This window comes from Pseudomonas sp. GNP013, assembly GCF_054343995.1.
Window position 1 is genome coordinate 136,595 of sequence record NZ_JBTGUT010000001.1, and the last position, 17,751, is coordinate 154,345.

The following is a 17,751-nucleotide window of genomic DNA, read 5'->3' on the forward strand; positions in this document are numbered from 1 at the left end:
AATAAAGCATGCCCCGCTTGACGGCTAGCGCCGTCGGAGACCCTTGTAATGCCCGAGCACGATCTACGTTTACAACAGCTGGAAGTCTGGCTGGATGAGCAGTTGCCGATCCTTTTCAACGCTCAGGACTGGGGCGCCGTACCCCCGGCCACATTGACTGCGGCCAGCAGCGACGCGAGTTTCAGGCGTTATTTCCGTTGGGAGGGGGGCGGCCGCACGTTGGTCGTGATGGACGCACCACCCCCTCAGGAAAACTGCAAACCTTTCGTCGATATCGCTTATTTGCTGGCGAAATCAGGAATAAATGTCCCAAAAATTTATGCAGAAGATCTGCCGCGCGGCTTTCTTTTGCTCAATGACCTGGGCACAAAGACCTTTCTTGACGTGATCGACACGCAAAATGCCGACGCCTTGTTCACCGATGCCATCGATGCCTTGCTGGCTTTTCAGCAGTTGCCGATGGACGAGCCGCTGCCCAGTTACGACGTGGCCTTGCTGCGCCGCGAGCTGGAATTGTTCCCCGAGTGGTACGTGCGTCGGCACCTGGGTCTGGAGCTGGACCCGCAGCAGCAGGCTCTCTGGCAGCGCGCCAGCGACCTGCTGATCGACAGCGCCCTGGCCCAGCCCAAGGTGTTGGTGCACCGCGACTACATGCCGCGCAACCTCATGCTCAGCACGCCCAATCCCGGCGTGCTCGACTTCCAGGACGCAGTCTACGGCCCGGTGACCTACGACATCACCTGCCTGTTCAAGGATGCCTTCCTCAGTTGGCCCCAGGCCCGCGTGCGTGAATGGCAGCGCGGTTACTGGGAGCGCGCCGTACAACTGGGCATCCCGGTGCAGGCGGATTTCGACGACTTCCTGCGCGCCAGCGACCTGATGGGTGTGCAACGTCACCTCAAGGTCATCGGCATCTTCTCGCGTATCTGCCACCGCGACGGCAAGCCGCGTTACCTGGCCGATGTGCCGCGTTTCTTTGCTTATATAGAAGCCGTGCTCGCCGAGCGCCCCGAACTCGATGCGCTGGGTGAGCTGCTTTGCAGCCTGCGCCAGCCGGCCGAGGCCGTGTTATGAAGGCGATGATCCTGGCGGCCGGCAAGGGCGAACGCATGCGCCCGCTCACCCTGCACACGCCCAAGCCGCTGGTGCAGGCCGGCGGCAAGCGCTTGATCGAATATCACCTGGAGGCGCTGGCCAGGGCAGGCTTTACCGACATCGTGATCAACCATGCCTGGCTCGGCCAACAGATCGAGCGCTACCTTGGCGACGGCGCGCAGTTCGGTGTGCGCATCCGTTATTCCGCCGAGGGCGAGCCGCTGGAAACCGGCGGCGGGATTTTCCAGGCCTTGCCGCTGCTGGGGGATGAGCCGTTTCTGGTGGTCAATGGCGATATCTGGACCGACTACGACTTTACCCGTCTCAAGCAGCCGATCCAGGGCCTGGCCCACCTGGTGATGGTCGACAACCCGGCGCATCACCCTTCGGGCGGGGATTTTCGCCTGGATGACGGCCTGCTTCATGATGCGGCGCCCGGTGCCGATAACCTGACCTTCAGTGGCATTTCAGTGCTCGACCCACGTTTGTTCGCGGGTTGCAGCGCTGGCGCCTTCAAACTCGCGCCGCTGTTGCGCGAGGCGATGGCCAGGGATCAGGTAACGGGAGAGCACATGACGGGACACTGGATTGATGTCGGCACGCTGGAGCGTCTGGCGCAGGTCGAAACCCTGCTGACAGCGGGGCGCTAGCATGTTGTGGCCAGGGACGCTGATCGGCGCCGGGGCTGGCTATGCCATTGCCAGTATTCCGGGGGCTTTATTGGGCGCATTGCTGGGGCAGGCGCTGGACCGCCGCCTGCAGTTGCAAAGCTGGGAACAGTTGCGTGAACGCCTGGGTGGGCGCCCGGTGTTGCGCAACGACGAATTGTTGTTTGTGCTGCTGGGTCGCCTGGCCAAAAGCAACGGCCGCGTGGTGGATGGGCATATCCAGCAGGCCCGCCAGGAAATGCGTGCACTGGACATGAGCGAGCCGGCCCGGCATCGGGCGATTGCTGCGTTTAACCGGGGCAAGTCCGGATCCGACCGGGTGCGCACCTATTTGCGCGTGCTCAAGGCCCAGCCCCATGCGGCGGAGGGTGTGCTGCGCGCCTGCTGGCGCATGGCCTGGGCGGACGGCAAGGCGGACAACGCCGAGCGCGACCTCATTGATCTGTGGGGTAAATGGCTGGGCTGGACCCCGCAACAGCTGCAGGCGCTGGCGTCCGACTATGCGCCGGAGCGCAAGCCGGTGGCCAACCGGGGCGGTGCCTATCAGGACGCCCTGCGCATTCTGGGGGTGACCGCGACGAGCGAACCGTCCGTGATCAAGCGTGCCTACCGCCGCCTGCTCAGCCGCCATCACCCGGATAAAATCGCTGGCTCAGGCGCCAGCCCCGCGCAAGTGCGCGAGGCCACCGAACGTACCCGGGAGTTGCACAATGCATATGCGTTGATTCGCGAGCGCCGGGATTTTCGCTGACAGTGTCCAAATGACAACCCAATGAATACAGGAGGAGTTGCTTCCGACCGAAGACCTCTGTGGCGAGCGGGCTTGCCCCGCGTTGGGGTGCGAAGCGCCCCCAATCGAGCAAAACGCGGTGTACCTGATACGGCTCAGCGCCTGGCTTTGGGGCTGCTGCGCAGCCCAACGCAGGACAAGCCTGCTCGCCACAGGGAATCTGCGCTTAACTGAACGGCATTAGGGCAAGCCCGCTCGCCACAATGGCCCCCTGACTACTGGGTTTAAGCATTCAACCTGGTTCTGTGGTGTCAGTCGGCGTTGCCCTGCGGACTCAGCCAGCCGCGAACCCTGCGGTACAACTGCTCCTGCTCGGCCGAGCTGTTGCCGGGCAGCGTCTTGAGCGACACCTGCTTGTAACCCTCATTTTTCGCGCGCTTGGCGGCCTGGCTGCGCGCCAGGGCGTTTTTGCTGGCGGCTGCGCTGTCTTGATAGAAGACGTCCGCCGTCGGCAGTTTCAGCGCCGGTGCCAGTTGCAGCAGGTCCGGCTGGCGGGCCGGCGGGGTCTTGCCGGCCACCATCACCAGTTTCTGCACCTGGGCCGGTTGTTTTTCGCTCAGGTAACGCGCGGCCCACCAGGCACCGGTGCCATGGCCGAGCAGCACCACGCTGCGCGCGCTCTGGGCCTGGGCGAAGGCCACGGCGGCGTCGATACGGTCGAAGATGCGTTTGGCGTCGGTCTTGTCCTGTTCATCCGCACCGGGTACCACGGCCGGGTCGGTGCCTTCGGCCTCGGCGCTGGCGGCCTGTTCGATCGGCTTGGCGGCGGTGCTGCCTTCCTTGCTGCTGGTGTCAACGGCGGCCTTGGGGGATTCCATTACCCGGGGCGGCAGGGTGTCGAGGTTCACGTCCGGCAACGACAGACTGAGCGTGCCCCAGTTGGCGTCCGGCAATTTACGTCGCAGCGGCGCAACTGCCTGCGGCCAGTCCGCCGTTTCCCCGGCACCCGGCACGATAATCACCACACCTTCGGCTTCGGCGCTGTTGGCCGGCTTCCACAGGGCCAGGAATGACTCGCTGCCAGCCTGCAGTTGTTGCTGCTCGCCACGCGGGAGCTGGCGCTCGAGGGCGGCGGACTCTTCCTGGCTGCGCTCCAACAGAGGCTGGCGCTCGGCCGGTTTTTCGGCGGCGGGCGCAGGGGCGTCGGCGGCCTGGACAGAAAAGGCGCTGGTAAATAACAGCGACAGGCACAATGCTGGCACTGCTGAGCGGTTGGGTGATGGCATCGTTGCTTCCCGGCCGGAATGATTCCAGCAGCCTAATGGGTTGGTCAGTATTTGTCAGTGACGTGAGACGTGATCATGGGTTTTCGCTGTGTGCTGTTTATCGGCTGTCTGTGCCTCGCCTTGATCGCCAATGCGGCCCCTGCGCCGGGCGTACCGCAGGCGCAACTCAATGCCGAGCAACGGGAATGGCTGGCCCGTCATCCGCAACTGCGCGTCGGCCTGGTGCTGCAGGCACCGTATGCGCAATACGACCGGCGGTTGCAGCGTTTGTCCGGAGCCAATGTGGAATTGATGCAATGGCTGGCCAAGGCGCTGAATATCGAGCTGTCGTGGCGCAATTTTCCTGCTCAGGATTCACTCGAAACCGCCATGCGCGACGGCGAGATCGATATCGCCCCCGGCTTGCAGCAAACCCCGGCCGGCTTGCGCCTGTGGTCGTTCAGCGATCCCTACATGCGCGTGCCGCAGCACATCGTCGGTATCCGCGAGGGCGGCGGTGCGGTGGAGCTGGAAAAGCTCGACAGCCTCTCGCGCATCGCCGTGCGCATGCCCAGCGCAGTGGCCGATTATCTGCGCAGCACTTATCCCGGCCTCAATCTGCAAGGCGTGCCCATGGAGCGCCAGGCCCTGCAATTGTTGGTGAGCCAGCAGGCCCGCTATGCGGTGGTGGACGAAGCGCAGTTGAGCCGGCTGTCGGGCGAAGCGGAGTTCGCCGGGGTGGCGGTGGTGGGCGATGTTGGCCTGCCGCAATTGCTGCGGGTGGCGACGCGCCGCGATTGGCCCCAGCTGGCGGGCATCATGCAGAGCGCCCTGCGCGCCATCCCCGCCCGCGACCTCGACCAATTGCACAATCGCTGGCTGCAACCCCAGTATCCACGCCTGTCCGCATCCCCCGGGTTGTGGCAAAACCTCTGCCTGCTGCTGGGCCTGTTGCTGCTTGCCAGCCTGACGCTGGTGGCTTGGCAGCGCCGTCAGCAGCGCGGGCTCGAACGCAGCCTGCTGGCCGCGCGTGAAGAAAGTGCCGCCCGCGCCGCCGGCGCTGAAGCGCTGCGGCTGACGCAGTTTTCCATCGATCAAAGCACCGTCGGAATTCTCTGGGTCAACTGGGACAGCCATGTGCGCTACGCCAACCGTGCGGCCGAAAGCATGCTCGGCTACGGCCCCGGCGCGCTGATCGAACGGCCGCTGGCCGCGCTTGATCCCACGCTGGACATGGACCGCTGGCTCAACCTGTGGAAGCGTGCGCGGGCCAACGAAGAGGCGCCACAGAACTTCGCCACCGACTGCACGCGCGCCGATGGCAGCATCGTGCCAGTCACGGTGTCGCTGAGTTTTCTGCGCTTTGCCGAGGCCGAATACCTGGTGGTCTATCTCAATGACGTCACCGAACTGCGCCGCACCCTGGCTGCCTTGCTGCAAAGCGAAGCGCAATTGCGCGAACTCTCCGCCCACCTGGAAACCGTGCGCGAAGAAGAAAAGGCACGCATCGCCCGCGAGGTGCACGACGAACTCGGGCAGATGCTCACGGTGCTCAAGCTGGAAACCTCCATGTGCGAGCTGGCCTATGCGCAGCTTGATCCCGGGCTGCATGAGCGCTTGAACAGCATGAAGCGTCTGATCGCCCAACTGTTCCAACTGGTACGCGACGTGGCCACGGCCCTGCGCCCGCCGATTCTGGACGCCGGGATCGGCTCGGCCATCGAATGGCAGGCGCGGCGGTTCGAAGCGCGCACGCAGATTCCTTGCCTGGTGCAGGTGCCGGAACACCTGCCGGCCCTGAGTGATGCCAAGGCCATCGGCTTGTTCCGTATCCTGCAGGAGGCGCTGACCAATGTGATGCGCCATGCCCAGGCGCATACTGTCGAACTGACCCTGGCGATAGACGGCGAGTCCCTGCGGCTGAGCATCAGCGATGACGGCGTGGGGTTCGTCCAGACCGGGGAGCGCCCGGTGTCGTTCGGCCTGGTGGGCATGCGCGAGCGGGTGCTGATCATGGGCGGGCTGTTGACCCTTGACAGCGCGTTGGGGGAGGGCACCACCCTGAGTGTCACGGTGCCGCTGGATGCCTAACTACAAAAGGAAACCCCTGTGATCCGCGTACTGGTAGCCGAAGACCACACCATTGTTCGAGAAGGCATCAAGCAATTGATCGGTCTGGCCAAAGACCTGCTGGTGGTTGGCGAGGCCAGCAACGGCGAGCAGTTGCTCGAGACCTTGCGCCATGTGCCCTGCGAAGTGGTGCTGCTGGATATTTCGATGCCGGGCGTCAATGGGCTGGAAGCGATTGCGCGTATTCGCGCGCTGAACGATCCGCCGGCGATCCTGGTGCTGTCGATGCACGACGAAGCTCAAATGGCCGCGCGCGCCCTGAAAGTCGGTGCGGCAGGGTACGCCACCAAGGACAGCGACCCCGCGCTGCTGCTGGCGGCGATTCGCAAGGTGGCGGCGGGCGGGCGCTATATCGACCCGGACCTGGCCGACCGGATGGTCTTCGAGGTCGGCCTCACCGACTCGCGGCCGTTGCATTCGCTGCTCTCGGAGCGGGAGTTTTCGGTGTTCGAGCGCCTGGCCCAGGGCGCCAACGTCAATGACATCGCCCAGCAACTGGCCCTGAGCAACAAGACCATCAGCACCCACAAGGCGCGTTTGATGCAGAAGCTGCATATCACCTCATTGGCCGAGCTGGTGAAGTACGCCATGGAGCACAAGCTTCTCTAACGACTTACCCAATAACGACGACCCGGAAAACCACCGCCGCACCGTTCCTGCCGTGTGCAGCTCGCGCCTTGCCACGGCACTGTCCCATCCCCGCCATCGGTGTAGGGCAATCCCTACCCGCCACCTTCCGTCCGGCTGATGCGATTCTCTCCTGGCCCCCGATTTCCGGGGCCTCGCACCTGGACTACGCTTGTGCCACAGCAGTCCAAAACACAAAGGTGCGGGTATGAGCGAGGTGGATTCAAAGGATGTGCTGGTCAGCTTTCGTGGCGTGCAGAAGAGCTACGACGGCGAGAACCTGATCGTCAAGGACCTCAACCTGGAGATTCGCAAGGGCGAGTTCCTCACCCTGCTCGGGCCGTCCGGTTCGGGCAAGACCACCAGCCTGATGATGCTCGCCGGTTTCGAGACACCCACCGCCGGCGAGATCCAGCTGGCCGGGCGCTCCATCAACAACGTGCCGCCGCACAAGCGCGATATCGGCATGGTGTTCCAGAATTACGCGCTGTTCCCGCACATGACCGTCGCCGAAAACCTCGCCTTTCCCTTGTCGGTACGCTCGTTGAGCAAGACCGATATCAGCGAACGGGTCAAGCGCGTGCTGAGCATGGTCCAGCTCGATGCCTTCGCCCAGCGCTACCCCGCGCAGCTGTCCGGCGGCCAGCAACAGCGCGTGGCCCTGGCCCGCGCGCTGGTGTTCGAGCCACAGCTGGTGTTGATGGACGAACCCCTCGGCGCCCTCGACAAGCAACTGCGCGAGCACATGCAGATGGAGATCAAGCACCTGCACCAGCGCCTCGGCTTGACCGTGGTGTACGTGACCCACGACCAGGGCGAAGCCTTGACCATGTCCGACCGCGTAGCAGTGTTTCACCAGGGCGAAATCCAGCAGATCGCCGCGCCGCGCAGCTTGTATGAAGAGCCGAAAAACACCTTCGTCGCCAACTTCATCGGCGAAAACAACCGCCTCAATGGCCGCCTGCACAGCCACACCGGCGAGCGTTGCGTGGTGGAGCTGGCGCGGGGCGAGAAGGTCGAGGCACTGGCGGTGAACGTCGGCGAGGTCGGCGGCCCCGTCACCCTGTCGGTGCGCCCTGAGCGCGTCAGCCTCAACGGCACCAGCGAACGCTGCGTCAACCGTTTCTCCGGGCGCGTGGCGGAGTTCATCTACCTGGGCGACCACGTGCGGGTGCGCCTGGAGGTCTGCGGCAAGACCGATTTCTTTGTGAAACAACCGATTGCCGAGCTGGACCCGGCCCTGGCGGTCGGCGACGTGGTACCGATTGGCTGGCAAGTCGAGCACGTTCGCGCACTCGACCCACTTCTAGAGGCGAACTGATCGCCCCCTGGCTTCACCAACCCTGCACGTGGAGAGCACAACAATGTTGAAATCCCTTAAGTATTCGGCCCTGGCACTTGGCTTGGTGGGCGCCACACAGGCCATGGCAGGCCCCGACCTGACCGTGGTGTCGTTCGGTGGCGCGAACAAGGCGGCCCAGGTCAAGGCGTTCTACGCGCCGTGGGAAAGTGCGGGCAATGGCAAGATTGTCGCCGGCGAATACAACGGTGAGATGGCCAAGGTCAAAGCCATGGTCGACACCAAGAGCGTGTCCTGGGACCTGGTGGAAGTGGAGTCGCCGGAACTGTCGCGTGGCTGCGACGAAGACATGTTCGAGCCACTCGACCCGAAACTGTTCGGCAACACCGCCGACTACGTGAAGGGCGCGATCCAGCCGTGCGGCGTGGGCTTCTTCGTGTGGTCGACCGTGCTGGCCTATAACGCCGACAAGCTGGCTTCCGCGCCAACCAGTTGGGCGGATTTCTGGGACACCAAGAAATTCCCCGGCAAGCGTGGTCTGCGCAAGGGCGCCAAGTACACCCTGGAATTTGCGCTGATGGCCGACGGTGTAGCGCCCAAAGACGTGTACAAAGTGCTGGCCGGCAAAGATGGCCAGGACCGCGCATTCAAGAAACTCGACGAACTCAAACCGTCGATCCAGTGGTGGGAAGCCGGCGCACAGCCGCCGCAGTACCTGGCCTCGGGTGACGTGGTGATGAGTTCGGCCTACAACGGCCGCATCGCCGCCGTGCAGAAAGAAAGCAACCTCAAAGTGGTGTGGAATGGCGGTATCTACGACTTCGACGCCTGGGCCATCCCTAAAGGCCTGGCCAAGGACCGCGCGGAAGCGGCGAAGAAATTCATCGCCTTCTCAGTGCAGCCGCAGCAGCAGAAGACCTACTCGGAAAACATCGCCTACGGCCCGGCGAACACCCAGGCCGTGCCGTTGCTGGCCAAGGACGTCCTCAAGGACATGCCGACCACCCCGGAAAACATCGCCAACCAGGTGCAGATCGACGTGAGCTTCTGGGCCGATAACGGCGAGCAACTGGAGCAGCGCTTCAATTCCTGGGCGGCCAAGTAAGCAGCAGCACCGCTGACCCCCTGTGGTAGGGGGCTTGCTCCCGATGGCAGAGGGTCAGGCAACAGACAGGCTGACTTGCCCCCCGCTATCGGGAGCAAGCCCCCTCCCACAAGGGTGTGCATTTATCTTCAATATCCGGAGTCAGCCATGGCCATCGCCGTTCCCTCGAACGAGGTCAACAGCCCCACCCTCAAGCAGCGCCTGGCGCGTGCCGAGCGGCTCAACCGCTGGAAGGCGCAGGCCTTGATTGCGCCGCTGGTGCTGTTTTTGCTGCTGGTGTTTCTGGTGCCGATTGTCGCGCTGTTGTTCAAGAGTGTCGGCAACCCGGAAGTGGTGGCGGGCTTGCCGCGTACCGTGGTGGCCGTGACGGCCTGGGATGGGCGCGGCCTGCCGGGCGAGCCGGTGTACCAGGCGCTCAGCGAAGACCTGGGCGAGGCGCGTAAAAACCAGACCCTGGGCGACTTGTCCAAACGCTTGAACATGGAACTGGCGGGCTATCGCAGCCTGCTGACGAAAACCGCGCGGGCGCTGCCGTTTGCCGAAACGCCCGGCTCTTACAAGCAAGCGCTGGAAAACCTCGACGAACGCTGGGGCGACCCAGCCTACTGGCAGGCGATCCGGCGCAATACCAGCAGCGTTACCCCGTACTACCTGCTGGCGGCCGTCGATCACCGCATCGACGACCTCGGCGAGATCGCCCCGGCCACGCCCGACCAGGCGATCTACCTGGACATCTTCGCCCGCACCTTCTGGATGGGCCTGGTGATCACCGTGATCTGCCTGCTGCTGGCCTACCCGCTGGCGTACCTGCTGGCCAACCTGCCGGCGCGCAAAAGCAACCTGCTGATGATTCTGGTGCTGTTGCCGTTCTGGACCTCGATTCTGGTGCGGGTGGCGGCGTGGATCGTGTTGCTGCAGTCGGGCGGCCTGATCAATAGCGCGCTGATGGGCCTGGGCCTGATCGACAGCCCGCTGGAACTGGTGTTCAACCGCATCGGGGTCTACATCTCCATGGTGCACATCCTGCTGCCGTTCATGATTTTGCCGATCTACAGCGTGATGAAGGGCATTTCGCCTACCTACCTGCGTGCGGCGATTTCCCTGGGCTGTCACCCGTTCGCCAGTTTCTGGCGCGTGTACTTCCCGCAGACCTACGCCGGTGTCGGCGCTGGCTGCCTGCTGGTGTTCATTCTGGCGATTGGTTACTACATCACCCCGGCCTTGCTGGGCAGCCCGAACGACCAGATGGTCAGCTACTTCGTGGCGTTCTACACCAACACCAGCATCAATTGGGGCATGGCCACGGCATTGGGCGGCCTGCTGCTGCTGGCCACCGTGTTGCTGTACCTGATCTACAACCGACTGGTGGGCGCGAGCCGCCTGCGCCTGAGCTGAGGAGACCTTGCGATGCTGAGTCCTTATATGTCCCCGGTGGAGCGGGTGTGGTTCTACAGCCTGCGGGTGCTGTGCGGCCTGATCCTGCTGTTCCTGATTTTGCCGGTGCTGGTGATTATCCCGCTGTCGTTCAACAGCGGCAGTTTCCTGGTGTACCCGTTGCAGGGCTTTTCGCTGCATTGGTATGAGGATTTCTTTGCCTCGGCCGAATGGATGCGCGCGCTGAAGAACAGCATCATCGTGGCGCCGGCGGCCACCGTGCTGGCGATGGTGTTCGGCACGCTAGCGGCGATTGGCCTGACGCGCGGCAATTTTCCCGGCAAGGCGCTGGTGATGGCCCTGGTGATTTCGCCGATGGTGGTGCCGGTGGTGATTATCGGCGTGGCCAGTTATTTGTTCTTTGCACCGCTGGGGCTGGGCAACAGCTTTTTTTCGCTGATCGTGGTGCATGCGGTGCTGGGCGTGCCGTTCGTGATCATCACGGTGTCGGCCACCTTGCAGGGGTTCAACCATAATCTGGTGCGTGCGGCGGCGAGCCTCGGGGCCTCACCGTTGACCGCGTTTCGTCGGGTGACCTTGCCATTGATTGCGCCGGGGGTGATTTCCGGGGCGCTGTTCGCCTTTGCCACCTCGTTCGATGAGGTGGTGGTGACGCTGTTCCTCGCTGGTCCCGAGCAAGCCACCCTGCCACGGCAGATGTTCAGCGGTATCCGCGAAAACCTCAGCCCGACGATTGCCGCGGCGGCGACCTTGCTGATCGGGTTCTCGGTGCTGCTGTTGCTGACGCTGGAGTGGTTGCGTGGGCGCAGCGAGAAGCTGCGGACAGCGCAGGTCTAGAGATCAGATAGAGATCCATTGTGGGAGGGGGGCTTGCTCCCTCCCACATTTGAATTGCGTGCATTCAGATGCTGAATGGCAGACAACGCTCATCTGTCAGCTATCCTTGTGCCAGCCCATCACCGATAAGAGGCCGCGCACATGAGTACTTCCTCATTCAAGATCGCCCACAAACTGCTCACCGGCGCTGGCGCCATCGAGCAACTCGCCGCCGAACTCACGCGCCTGGATGTGGATAACCCGCTGATCGTCACCGATGCCGCGCTGGTCAAGTCCGGCACCGTGGCGCTGGCGCTCGAACACCTGGGCGGACGCACCTATGAGATTTTCGACCGTGTGCTGCCCGACCCGGAAATCGCCATCGTCGAAGACTGCATGCAGGTCTATCGCGACGGTGGGCACGACGGGCTGATCGGTCTGGGCGGCGGCAGTGCCATCGATATCGCCAAGAGCGTGGCGGCCTACGCCGGCTACCACGGCGCCCTGGCAGATTTGTTCGGCGTCGACCAGGTGCCGCGCAAAGGGCCGCCGCTGATCGCCATCCCCACCACGGCTGGCACTGGTTCGGAGGTGACCAATGTGGCGATCCTCTCCGACAAGGCGGCGCAATTGAAGAAGGGCATCGTCAGCGACTACCTGTTGCCGGATGTGGCGCTGATCAGCCCGCAAATGACCCTGACCTGCCCGCGCAGCGTCACCGCCGCCAGCGGTCTGGATGCGCTGGTGCATGCCATCGAGTCTTACCTGTCGCTGAATGCGTCGCCGATCACCGATGCGCTGGCCATTGGCGCGGTCAAGCTGATTGCCAACGCGCTGCCCAAGGCGTATGCCAACCCGGCCAATCTCAAGGCCCGTGACGATATGGCCACCGCCAGCCTGATGGCCGGCATGGCGTTCGGCAATGCCGGCGTGGGCGCGGTGCATGCGTTGGCGTACCCGCTGGGCGGACGCTTCAACATCGCCCACGGCGTGAGCAACGCGCTGTTGCTGCCCTACGTGATGCACTGGAACAAACTGGCCTGTGTCGAGCGCATGCAGGACATTGCCCAGGCCATGGGCGTGAATGTCACCGGGCTGAGCGCCAATGACGCCGCCGACCAGGCTGTCGAGGCGATGACGCGCCTGTGCGCTGCCGTCGAAATCCCGGCCGGGCTGCACAGTTTCGGGGTGCCCGAGGACGCAATCCCGGCCATGGCGGTGGAAGCGGCGGGCATCGAGCGTCTGATGCGCAACAACCCGCGCAAGCTCAGCGCGGCGGATATCGAGAAAATCTACCGGGCCGCTTTCTGATCCTTGAACGAGGTCACGGTGCGCGCGGCAAAGCATGAGGTATACAATGCGCGCCATCGTGATTTAGCTCAGAAAAGGTGCGTCATGCAGCCCTTCGTCATTGCTCCATCGATTCTCTCCGCCGACTTCGCCCGCCTGGGTGAAGAAGTGGACAAGGTGTTGGCCGCCGGTGCCGACTTCGTGCACTTCGATGTCATGGACAACCACTACGTGCCCAACCTGACCATCGGCCCGATGGTCTGCGCAGCGCTGCGCAAGTACGGCATCACCGCGCCGATCGACGCGCACCTGATGGTCAGCCCGGTCGACCGCATCATCGGTGACTTCATCGAGGCCGGCGCCACTTACATCACCTTCCACCCGGAAGCCACGCTGCACGTCGACCGCACCCTGCAACTGATCCGCGAAGGCGGCTGCAAGGCGGGCCTGGTGTTCAACCCGGCCACGCCCCTGAACGTGCTCGAGTACGTGATGGACAAGGTCGACATGGTGCTGCTGATGAGCGTCAACCCGGGCTTCGGCGGGCAGAAGTTCATCCCCGGCACCCTGAACAAGCTGCGCGAAGCGCGGGCGCTGATCGACGCTTCGGGCCGGGATATCCGCCTGGAGATCGACGGCGGGGTGAACGTCAATAATATCCGCGACATCGCCGCCGCCGGTGCCGACACCTTTGTGGCCGGCTCGGCGATCTTCAATGCGCCGAACTACCAGGAAGTCATCGACAAGATGCGCGCCGAACTGGCGCTGACGCGTCCATGAGCGGCTTCGAGCAGCTGTTTCCCGGCAAGCTGCCACGGCTGGTGATGTTCGATCTGGACGGTACGTTGATCGATTCGGTGCCCGACCTGGCTGCGGCGGTGGACACCATGCTGCTCAAACTGGGGCGCAAGCCGGCAGGGATCGAGGCGGTGCGCGACTGGGTGGGTAATGGCGCGCCGATGCTGGTGCGCCGGGCCCTGGCCAACCATATCGACGCCACGGGTGTCGACGAGGTGGAGGCCGAGCACGCTCTGGAACTGTTCAACGCGGCCTATGAAAGCAGCCATGAATTGACGGTGGTGTACCCCGGCGTGCGCGACACCCTCAAGTGGCTGCACAAAAAGGGCGTGGAAATGGCCCTGATCACCAACAAGCCGGAACGCTTTGTCGCGCCGCTGCTGGACCAGATGAAAATCGGCCGCTATTTCCGCTGGATCATCGGCGGCGATACCTTGCCGCAGAAAAAGCCCGACCCGGCGGCGCTGTTTTTCGTGATGAAAATGGCCAATATTCCGGCATCCCAGTCGTTGTTCGTCGGCGACTCGCGCAGCGATGTACAGGCCGCGAAAGCCGCAGGCGTGCAGTGCGTGGCCTTGAGTTATGGCTACAACCATGGCCGGCCGATTGCCGAAGAATCGCCGGCGCTGGTGATTGATGATCTGCGCCTGTTAATCCCCGGTTGCCTGGGAGCGGGCGCTGGGATAACGTTGCCCGACATCGACCCGTCCCCTTCTGGAAATGCCATCGTGGTGGTTACCCGCAAACTCTGGATGAAAGTCATCAAGGCTCTGGCCCGCTGGCGTTGGCGCGCCTGACTGCTCCTGGCCGCACCCTGCGGCACGTTTGCCTACCCGACCGCCAGACCCTCATGCCACGAGGCACATCATGACCCGCGAAGAATTCCTGCGTTTGGCCGCTGCCGGCTATAACCGTATTCCCCTGGCCTGCGACACCCTGGCCGACTTCGACACGCCGTTGTCGATCTACCTGAAACTGGCCGACGAGCCCAACTCCTACCTGCTCGAATCGGTACAGGGCGGCGAAAAGTGGGGCCGTTATTCGATCATCGGCCTGCCGTGCCGCACGGTGATGCGGGTGCACGATCACCACGTGAGCATCACCCACGATGGCGTCGAGATCGAAAGCCATGACGTGGAAGACCCGCTGGCCTTCGTCGAAAGCTTCAAGGCGCGCTACAACGTGCCGACCATCCCGGGCCTGCCGCGTTTCAACGGCGGCCTGGTCGGGTATTTCGGCTACGACTGCGTGCGCTATGTGGAAAAGCGCCTGGGCAAATGCCCGAACCCGGACCCGCTGGGCGTGCCGGATATTCTGCTGATGGTCTCCGACGCGGTGGTGGTGTTCGACAACCTGGCCGGCAAGATGCACGCCATCGTGCTCGCCGACCCGGCCCAGGCCGATGCGTTCGAGCAGGGGCTGGCGAGCCTCGAAGCCTTGTTGGACAAACTGCGCCAGCCGATCACTCCGCGTCGCGGCCTGGACCTCAGCCGTCCGCCGGCCGCCGATCCGATCTTTCGCTCAAGCTTTACTCAGGATGACTACGAGCGCGCAGTCGATACCATCAAGGAATATATCCTTGCCGGAGACTGCATGCAGGTGGTGCCGTCGCAGCGCATGTCCATTGACTTCAAGGCTGCGCCCATCGACTTGTATCGCGCACTGCGCTGCTTCAACCCGACGCCTTACATGTACTTTTTCAACTTTGGCGACTTCCACGTAGTGGGCAGTTCGCCGGAAGTGCTGGTGCGTGTCGAGGACAACCTGATCACCGTGCGCCCGATTGCCGGCACGCGTCCCCGTGGCGCGACCGAAGAAGCCGACCTGGCGCTGGAACAGGACCTGCTGAGCGACGACAAGGAAATTGCCGAGCACTTGATGCTGATCGACCTGGGCCGTAACGATACCGGGCGTGTCTCGGAAATCGGTTCGGTGAAGTTGACCGAGAAGATGGTGATCGAGCGCTATTCCAACGTGATGCACATCGTCTCCAACGTCACCGGCGAGCTGAAGGCCGGGCTGACCGCCATGGACGCACTGCGCGCGATTCTGCCGGCGGGCACCTTGTCGGGCGCGCCGAAGATTCGCGCGATGGAAATCATTGATGAGCTGGAGCCAGTCAAGCGCGGTGTCTACGGCGGTGCCGTGGGGTATTTTGCGTGGAACGGCAACATGGACACGGCGATTGCGATTCGCACGGCGGTGATCAAGGACGGCGAACTGCATGTGCAGGCGGGCGGCGGGATTGTCGCCGACTCGGTGCCGGCCCTCGAGTGGGAGGAAACCCTGAACAAGCGCCGCGCGATGTTCCGGGCTGTGGCCTTGGCCGAGCAAACGCCGCAACGCTAAAGGCTGGCATTGAACAAAATGTGGGGGCTGGTAAGCCAGCTCCCACATTTGTTTTGTTCCGCTCTCAAGACTGCATCAGAAATCCAGACTCACGCCAACGCTGACGCCTTGCTGGGTCAAACTGTCATCCTTCCTCACGTTATACGCCGCCCGTAGTGCCAGCTCCTGAGTCAGCTTGTGGCTGACGCCCAGGCTCAGGCGATCCGAATTGCTGCGTGGCGTATAGCCGTCCAGCTTGAAGTCGATGGCCTGCACGCTGTTGAGCGACATGTTCACTTTCTGCGTGTCATTTTCGAACTCGTGCTCGTGGGCCACTTCGCCGTACACCTGGGTCTGCGGTGTTACCCGGTAGCTGCCTTGCAGGCCTGCGCCCAGACGTTTGGAGTCGCGTTGCTGGTCATCAAAGGTGAGGGCCGTGGAGCGATTGTCTTTCTCCGAGTAGCCGTTGACTTCGACCCGTGCGTAATCGGCGCTGATGAACGGTGACAGGTGCCAGTCGCTGTCCGGCGCGGCGATGTCGTAGCCCACGCGGCTGCTCAAGGCCCACAGCCAGCCGTCGGTGTCGCCTTTTTCGGAGCCTTCGCTGACGCCCAGGGCGAACTTGCGTTTGAGGCTGTCGAAGTCCAGCTTGCCGCCGGTCAACGCCGCGTCGGCCCACCAGTGGTTTTGCTGATATTGGGCGAAGGCGGTGCCCATGTAGCTGTTGAGCTTGTAGTCCGAATCGTTGGCGCCGACTTCCAGGGTCTGGCGGTACAAGCCGGCCGCCACGCCGACGCGCCAGTCCTCGTTGAGCCGGTAGCTGCCGCCGACATTCAGGTTGTAGCCAGTGCCATCGCCACTCGCGGCGCTGTCCTGGTGGTTGAAGTCCACATGCTGGCCACCGCCGGCCACAATCGCGCGCCACTGGCCGACCGCTTGCCAACGGCCGTTATCGGCCTGCCATTGGTTGCGCAGTTCATCCTGGTGGGCGCGCAAGGTGCCTTGGGCCATTTCGGGCAGCAGGGTCAGTTCCCAGGGCGCCGACAGCAGTGAATAAGCGTAGTCGGCAATCAGGCGTTGCCCGGCGATGGTGGGGTGCACGGCGTCGTTGTAGATCAGCTTGGTCGGATCCGGGGTGGTGCCGCCGATGCCGTAGGTCGGGTTGGCGCTGCAGCCGTTGCCGCTGAAGCAGGTGCCGGTGAGGTTTTGCCCGGTGGCCAGGCCGAAGCGGCCGGGGTCGGCGAAGGTTTCATTGAGCAGCAGCGGAATGTTCAGCGGGATGATCTGCGCGTCGATCTGCGACAGCCGTTGCACCAGCGATTGGTTGAACAGGCTGCTGAGGGCCGAACTCGGCGCCTGCAGCAGTGTGCCGTTGATGGCCGGTGTGAGCCCCAGGTCGGGCAGCATCCACACCATGATGTAGCGGGCGCCGGCCTGTTGCAGGGCCTGGGCGCTGTCGGCCAGGCGGCCGCCTGCAGCGACGGCCTGGCCCGCGCTGAGCACGCGGCCTTGAATGAAGTCGTTACCGCCGCCGGAGAGAAAATACAGCGCGTTTGGATCCGCCCGCCCGCCGTTGGCCGGCAGGTAGCCCTGGCGGCTGCGCAATACCGTACCGCCGCCGGGATTGTTGGGCGGGACCGTGGCGTTGGACACCGAGTTGATCGAGTCCAGGATGTTGTCGGTACGGTAGCCGCCGACCGCCCAGTTGTTGCCGTCGGGCAGGCCCTGGGCCGCGCGAACCGGCGAGGTCGAGGCGTTCAGGTCGTTGGGCGCAACGCCCAGCCGGGTACCGAGCAAGGTCGATGAGACCAGGCCGAAGTCACCCTGGAAGTTCGGCCCGGTGCGGTTGGTAAAACGCAGTGTCGACCCGGCGTTGCCATCCGGGAACTGGCCGGCGTCGGCCAGGCTGTCACCGAACACCACCATGGTTGAATAGGGCGAGGAGGCTGCAAGCGCCTGGGCACAGGCCAGGGACAACAGGCAGCCGGCGAGCGGGGCAAGAAGGGCGGGTTTTTGCATGACAAAGTCCATTTGGTTTTGTTGTATCGGAAGCGAAACATTAACCAGACATTGAGAATGTTCTTCAAGTGAAAACAGCTTTTTCCGATAAACCAAGGCAGGTCTACCCGCGTATTTGCGCGACTATATTGCACCGCTCGCGAGGCTACGCTACTGTGCCCCAACGTATGAACGAGACCCTCCCC

At 63.4% G+C, this 17,751-nt stretch carries 15 protein-coding genes; 13 read left to right on the forward strand and 2 right to left on the reverse strand.

Going from position 1 to position 17,751, the window contains the following annotated elements; all coding sequences use genetic code 11:
- Positions 1–48 precede the first annotated feature (48 nt).
- Genes ACXX81_RS00590 through ACXX81_RS00600 form a run of 3 tightly spaced genes read left to right on the forward strand, consistent with a single transcriptional unit; the run spans position 49 to position 2,514 of the window.
- Positions 49–1,074, forward strand: coding sequence for an aminoglycoside phosphotransferase family protein (locus ACXX81_RS00590; RefSeq protein ID WP_322212059.1), 1,026 nt, complete (start codon positions 49–51; stop codon positions 1,072–1,074).
- The gene (murU, locus tag ACXX81_RS00595) at positions 1,071–1,745 is read left to right on the forward strand and encodes an N-acetylmuramate alpha-1-phosphate uridylyltransferase MurU (protein ID WP_458571062.1); all 675 of its coding nucleotides are present in this window, start codon (positions 1,071–1,073) and stop codon (positions 1,743–1,745) included. Before ACXX81_RS00590 ends, murU begins: the two co-directional genes overlap by 4 nt.
- A 1-nt stretch (position 1,746) precedes the next feature.
- Positions 1,747–2,514, forward strand: coding sequence for a TerB family tellurite resistance protein (locus ACXX81_RS00600; protein WP_057006680.1), 768 nt, complete (start codon positions 1,747–1,749; stop codon positions 2,512–2,514).
- Positions 2,515–2,804: 290 nt separating this feature from the next.
- Here ACXX81_RS00600 and ACXX81_RS00605 read toward each other — a convergent pair whose 3' ends face one another.
- On the reverse strand, positions 2,805–3,779 hold the full coding sequence (locus ACXX81_RS00605) for an alpha/beta hydrolase family protein (RefSeq protein WP_458571063.1): 975 nt from the start codon (positions 3,777–3,779) through the stop codon (positions 2,805–2,807).
- A 75-nt stretch (positions 3,780–3,854) separates the two neighbouring features.
- Here ACXX81_RS00605 and ACXX81_RS00610 point away from each other — a divergent pair, with 75 nt between their 5' ends.
- The 10 genes from ACXX81_RS00610 to trpE all read left to right on the forward strand — a co-directional run bounded on the left by ACXX81_RS00610 (position 3,855) and on the right by trpE (position 15,568).
- Positions 3,855–5,849 (forward strand): PAS domain-containing sensor histidine kinase, encoded by a 1,995-nt coding sequence (locus tag ACXX81_RS00610; RefSeq protein WP_458571064.1) that lies wholly within the window; start codon positions 3,855–3,857, stop codon positions 5,847–5,849.
- An 18-nt stretch (positions 5,850–5,867) separates the two neighbouring features.
- Positions 5,868–6,497, forward strand: coding sequence for a response regulator (locus ACXX81_RS00615; protein ID WP_003232590.1), 630 nt, complete (start codon positions 5,868–5,870; stop codon positions 6,495–6,497).
- 226 nt (positions 6,498–6,723) lie between these two features.
- Positions 6,724–7,836, forward strand: coding sequence for an ABC transporter ATP-binding protein (locus tag ACXX81_RS00620; protein ID WP_209985475.1), 1,113 nt, complete (start codon positions 6,724–6,726; stop codon positions 7,834–7,836).
- A 43-nt stretch (positions 7,837–7,879) separates the two neighbouring features.
- The gene (locus tag ACXX81_RS00625; RefSeq protein WP_458571065.1) at positions 7,880–8,920 is read left to right on the forward strand and encodes an ABC transporter substrate-binding protein; all 1,041 of its coding nucleotides are present in this window, start codon (positions 7,880–7,882) and stop codon (positions 8,918–8,920) included.
- A 147-nt stretch (positions 8,921–9,067) separates the two neighbouring features.
- A complete protein-coding gene (locus ACXX81_RS00630) occupies positions 9,068–10,315 on the forward strand; it encodes an ABC transporter permease (protein WP_458571066.1) in 1,248 nt (415 codons plus the stop codon).
- Between the two features lie 12 nt (positions 10,316–10,327).
- On the forward strand, positions 10,328–11,152 hold the full coding sequence (locus tag ACXX81_RS00635) for an ABC transporter permease (protein WP_209985466.1): 825 nt from the start codon (positions 10,328–10,330) through the stop codon (positions 11,150–11,152).
- 141 nt (positions 11,153–11,293) lie between these two features.
- Positions 11,294–12,442 (forward strand): iron-containing alcohol dehydrogenase, encoded by a 1,149-nt coding sequence (locus tag ACXX81_RS00640; protein ID WP_057006682.1) that lies wholly within the window; start codon positions 11,294–11,296, stop codon positions 12,440–12,442.
- A gap of 84 nt (positions 12,443–12,526) precedes the next feature.
- The gene (gene rpe, locus ACXX81_RS00645; RefSeq protein ID WP_209985460.1) at positions 12,527–13,201 is read left to right on the forward strand and encodes a ribulose-phosphate 3-epimerase; all 675 of its coding nucleotides are present in this window, start codon (positions 12,527–12,529) and stop codon (positions 13,199–13,201) included.
- Positions 13,198–14,016 (forward strand): phosphoglycolate phosphatase, encoded by an 819-nt coding sequence (locus ACXX81_RS00650; protein ID WP_057006684.1) that lies wholly within the window; start codon positions 13,198–13,200, stop codon positions 14,014–14,016. Before rpe ends, ACXX81_RS00650 begins: the two co-directional genes overlap by 4 nt.
- 70 nt (positions 14,017–14,086) lie before the next feature.
- A complete protein-coding gene (gene trpE / locus ACXX81_RS00655; RefSeq protein WP_209985457.1) occupies positions 14,087–15,568 on the forward strand; it encodes an anthranilate synthase component I in 1,482 nt (493 codons plus the stop codon).
- Positions 15,569–15,643: 75 nt separating this feature from the next.
- On the opposite strand, the gene estP is transcribed toward trpE, so the two are convergent.
- A complete protein-coding gene (gene estP, locus ACXX81_RS00660; RefSeq protein WP_458571067.1) occupies positions 15,644–17,566 on the reverse strand; it encodes an esterase EstP in 1,923 nt (640 codons plus the stop codon).
- Positions 17,567–17,751: the final 185 nt, after the last annotated feature.

Coding starts and splice junctions, on each gene's coding strand:
- ACXX81_RS00650 (WP_057006684.1), top strand. CDS start 13,198: ATGAGCGGCTTCGAGCAGCTGTTTCCCGGCAAGCTGCCACGGCTGGTG.
- ACXX81_RS00590 (WP_322212059.1), top strand. CDS start 49: ATGCCCGAGCACGATCTACGTTTACAACAGCTGGAAGTCTGGCTGGAT.
- ACXX81_RS00630 (WP_458571066.1), top strand. CDS start 9,068: ATGGCCATCGCCGTTCCCTCGAACGAGGTCAACAGCCCCACCCTCAAG.
- rpe (WP_209985460.1), top strand. CDS start 12,527: ATGCAGCCCTTCGTCATTGCTCCATCGATTCTCTCCGCCGACTTCGCC.
- murU (WP_458571062.1), top strand. CDS start 1,071: ATGAAGGCGATGATCCTGGCGGCCGGCAAGGGCGAACGCATGCGCCCG.
- trpE (WP_209985457.1), top strand. CDS start 14,087: ATGACCCGCGAAGAATTCCTGCGTTTGGCCGCTGCCGGCTATAACCGT.
- ACXX81_RS00610 (WP_458571064.1), top strand. CDS start 3,855: ATGGGTTTTCGCTGTGTGCTGTTTATCGGCTGTCTGTGCCTCGCCTTG.
- ACXX81_RS00625 (WP_458571065.1), top strand. CDS start 7,880: ATGTTGAAATCCCTTAAGTATTCGGCCCTGGCACTTGGCTTGGTGGGC.
- ACXX81_RS00600 (WP_057006680.1), top strand. CDS start 1,747: ATGTTGTGGCCAGGGACGCTGATCGGCGCCGGGGCTGGCTATGCCATT.
- ACXX81_RS00620 (WP_209985475.1), top strand. CDS start 6,724: ATGAGCGAGGTGGATTCAAAGGATGTGCTGGTCAGCTTTCGTGGCGTG.
- ACXX81_RS00640 (WP_057006682.1), top strand. CDS start 11,294: ATGAGTACTTCCTCATTCAAGATCGCCCACAAACTGCTCACCGGCGCT.
- estP (WP_458571067.1), bottom strand. CDS start 17,566: ATGCAAAAACCCGCCCTTCTTGCCCCGCTCGCCGGCTGCCTGTTGTCC.
- ACXX81_RS00635 (WP_209985466.1), top strand. CDS start 10,328: ATGCTGAGTCCTTATATGTCCCCGGTGGAGCGGGTGTGGTTCTACAGC.
- ACXX81_RS00605 (WP_458571063.1), bottom strand. CDS start 3,779: ATGCCATCACCCAACCGCTCAGCAGTGCCAGCATTGTGCCTGTCGCTG.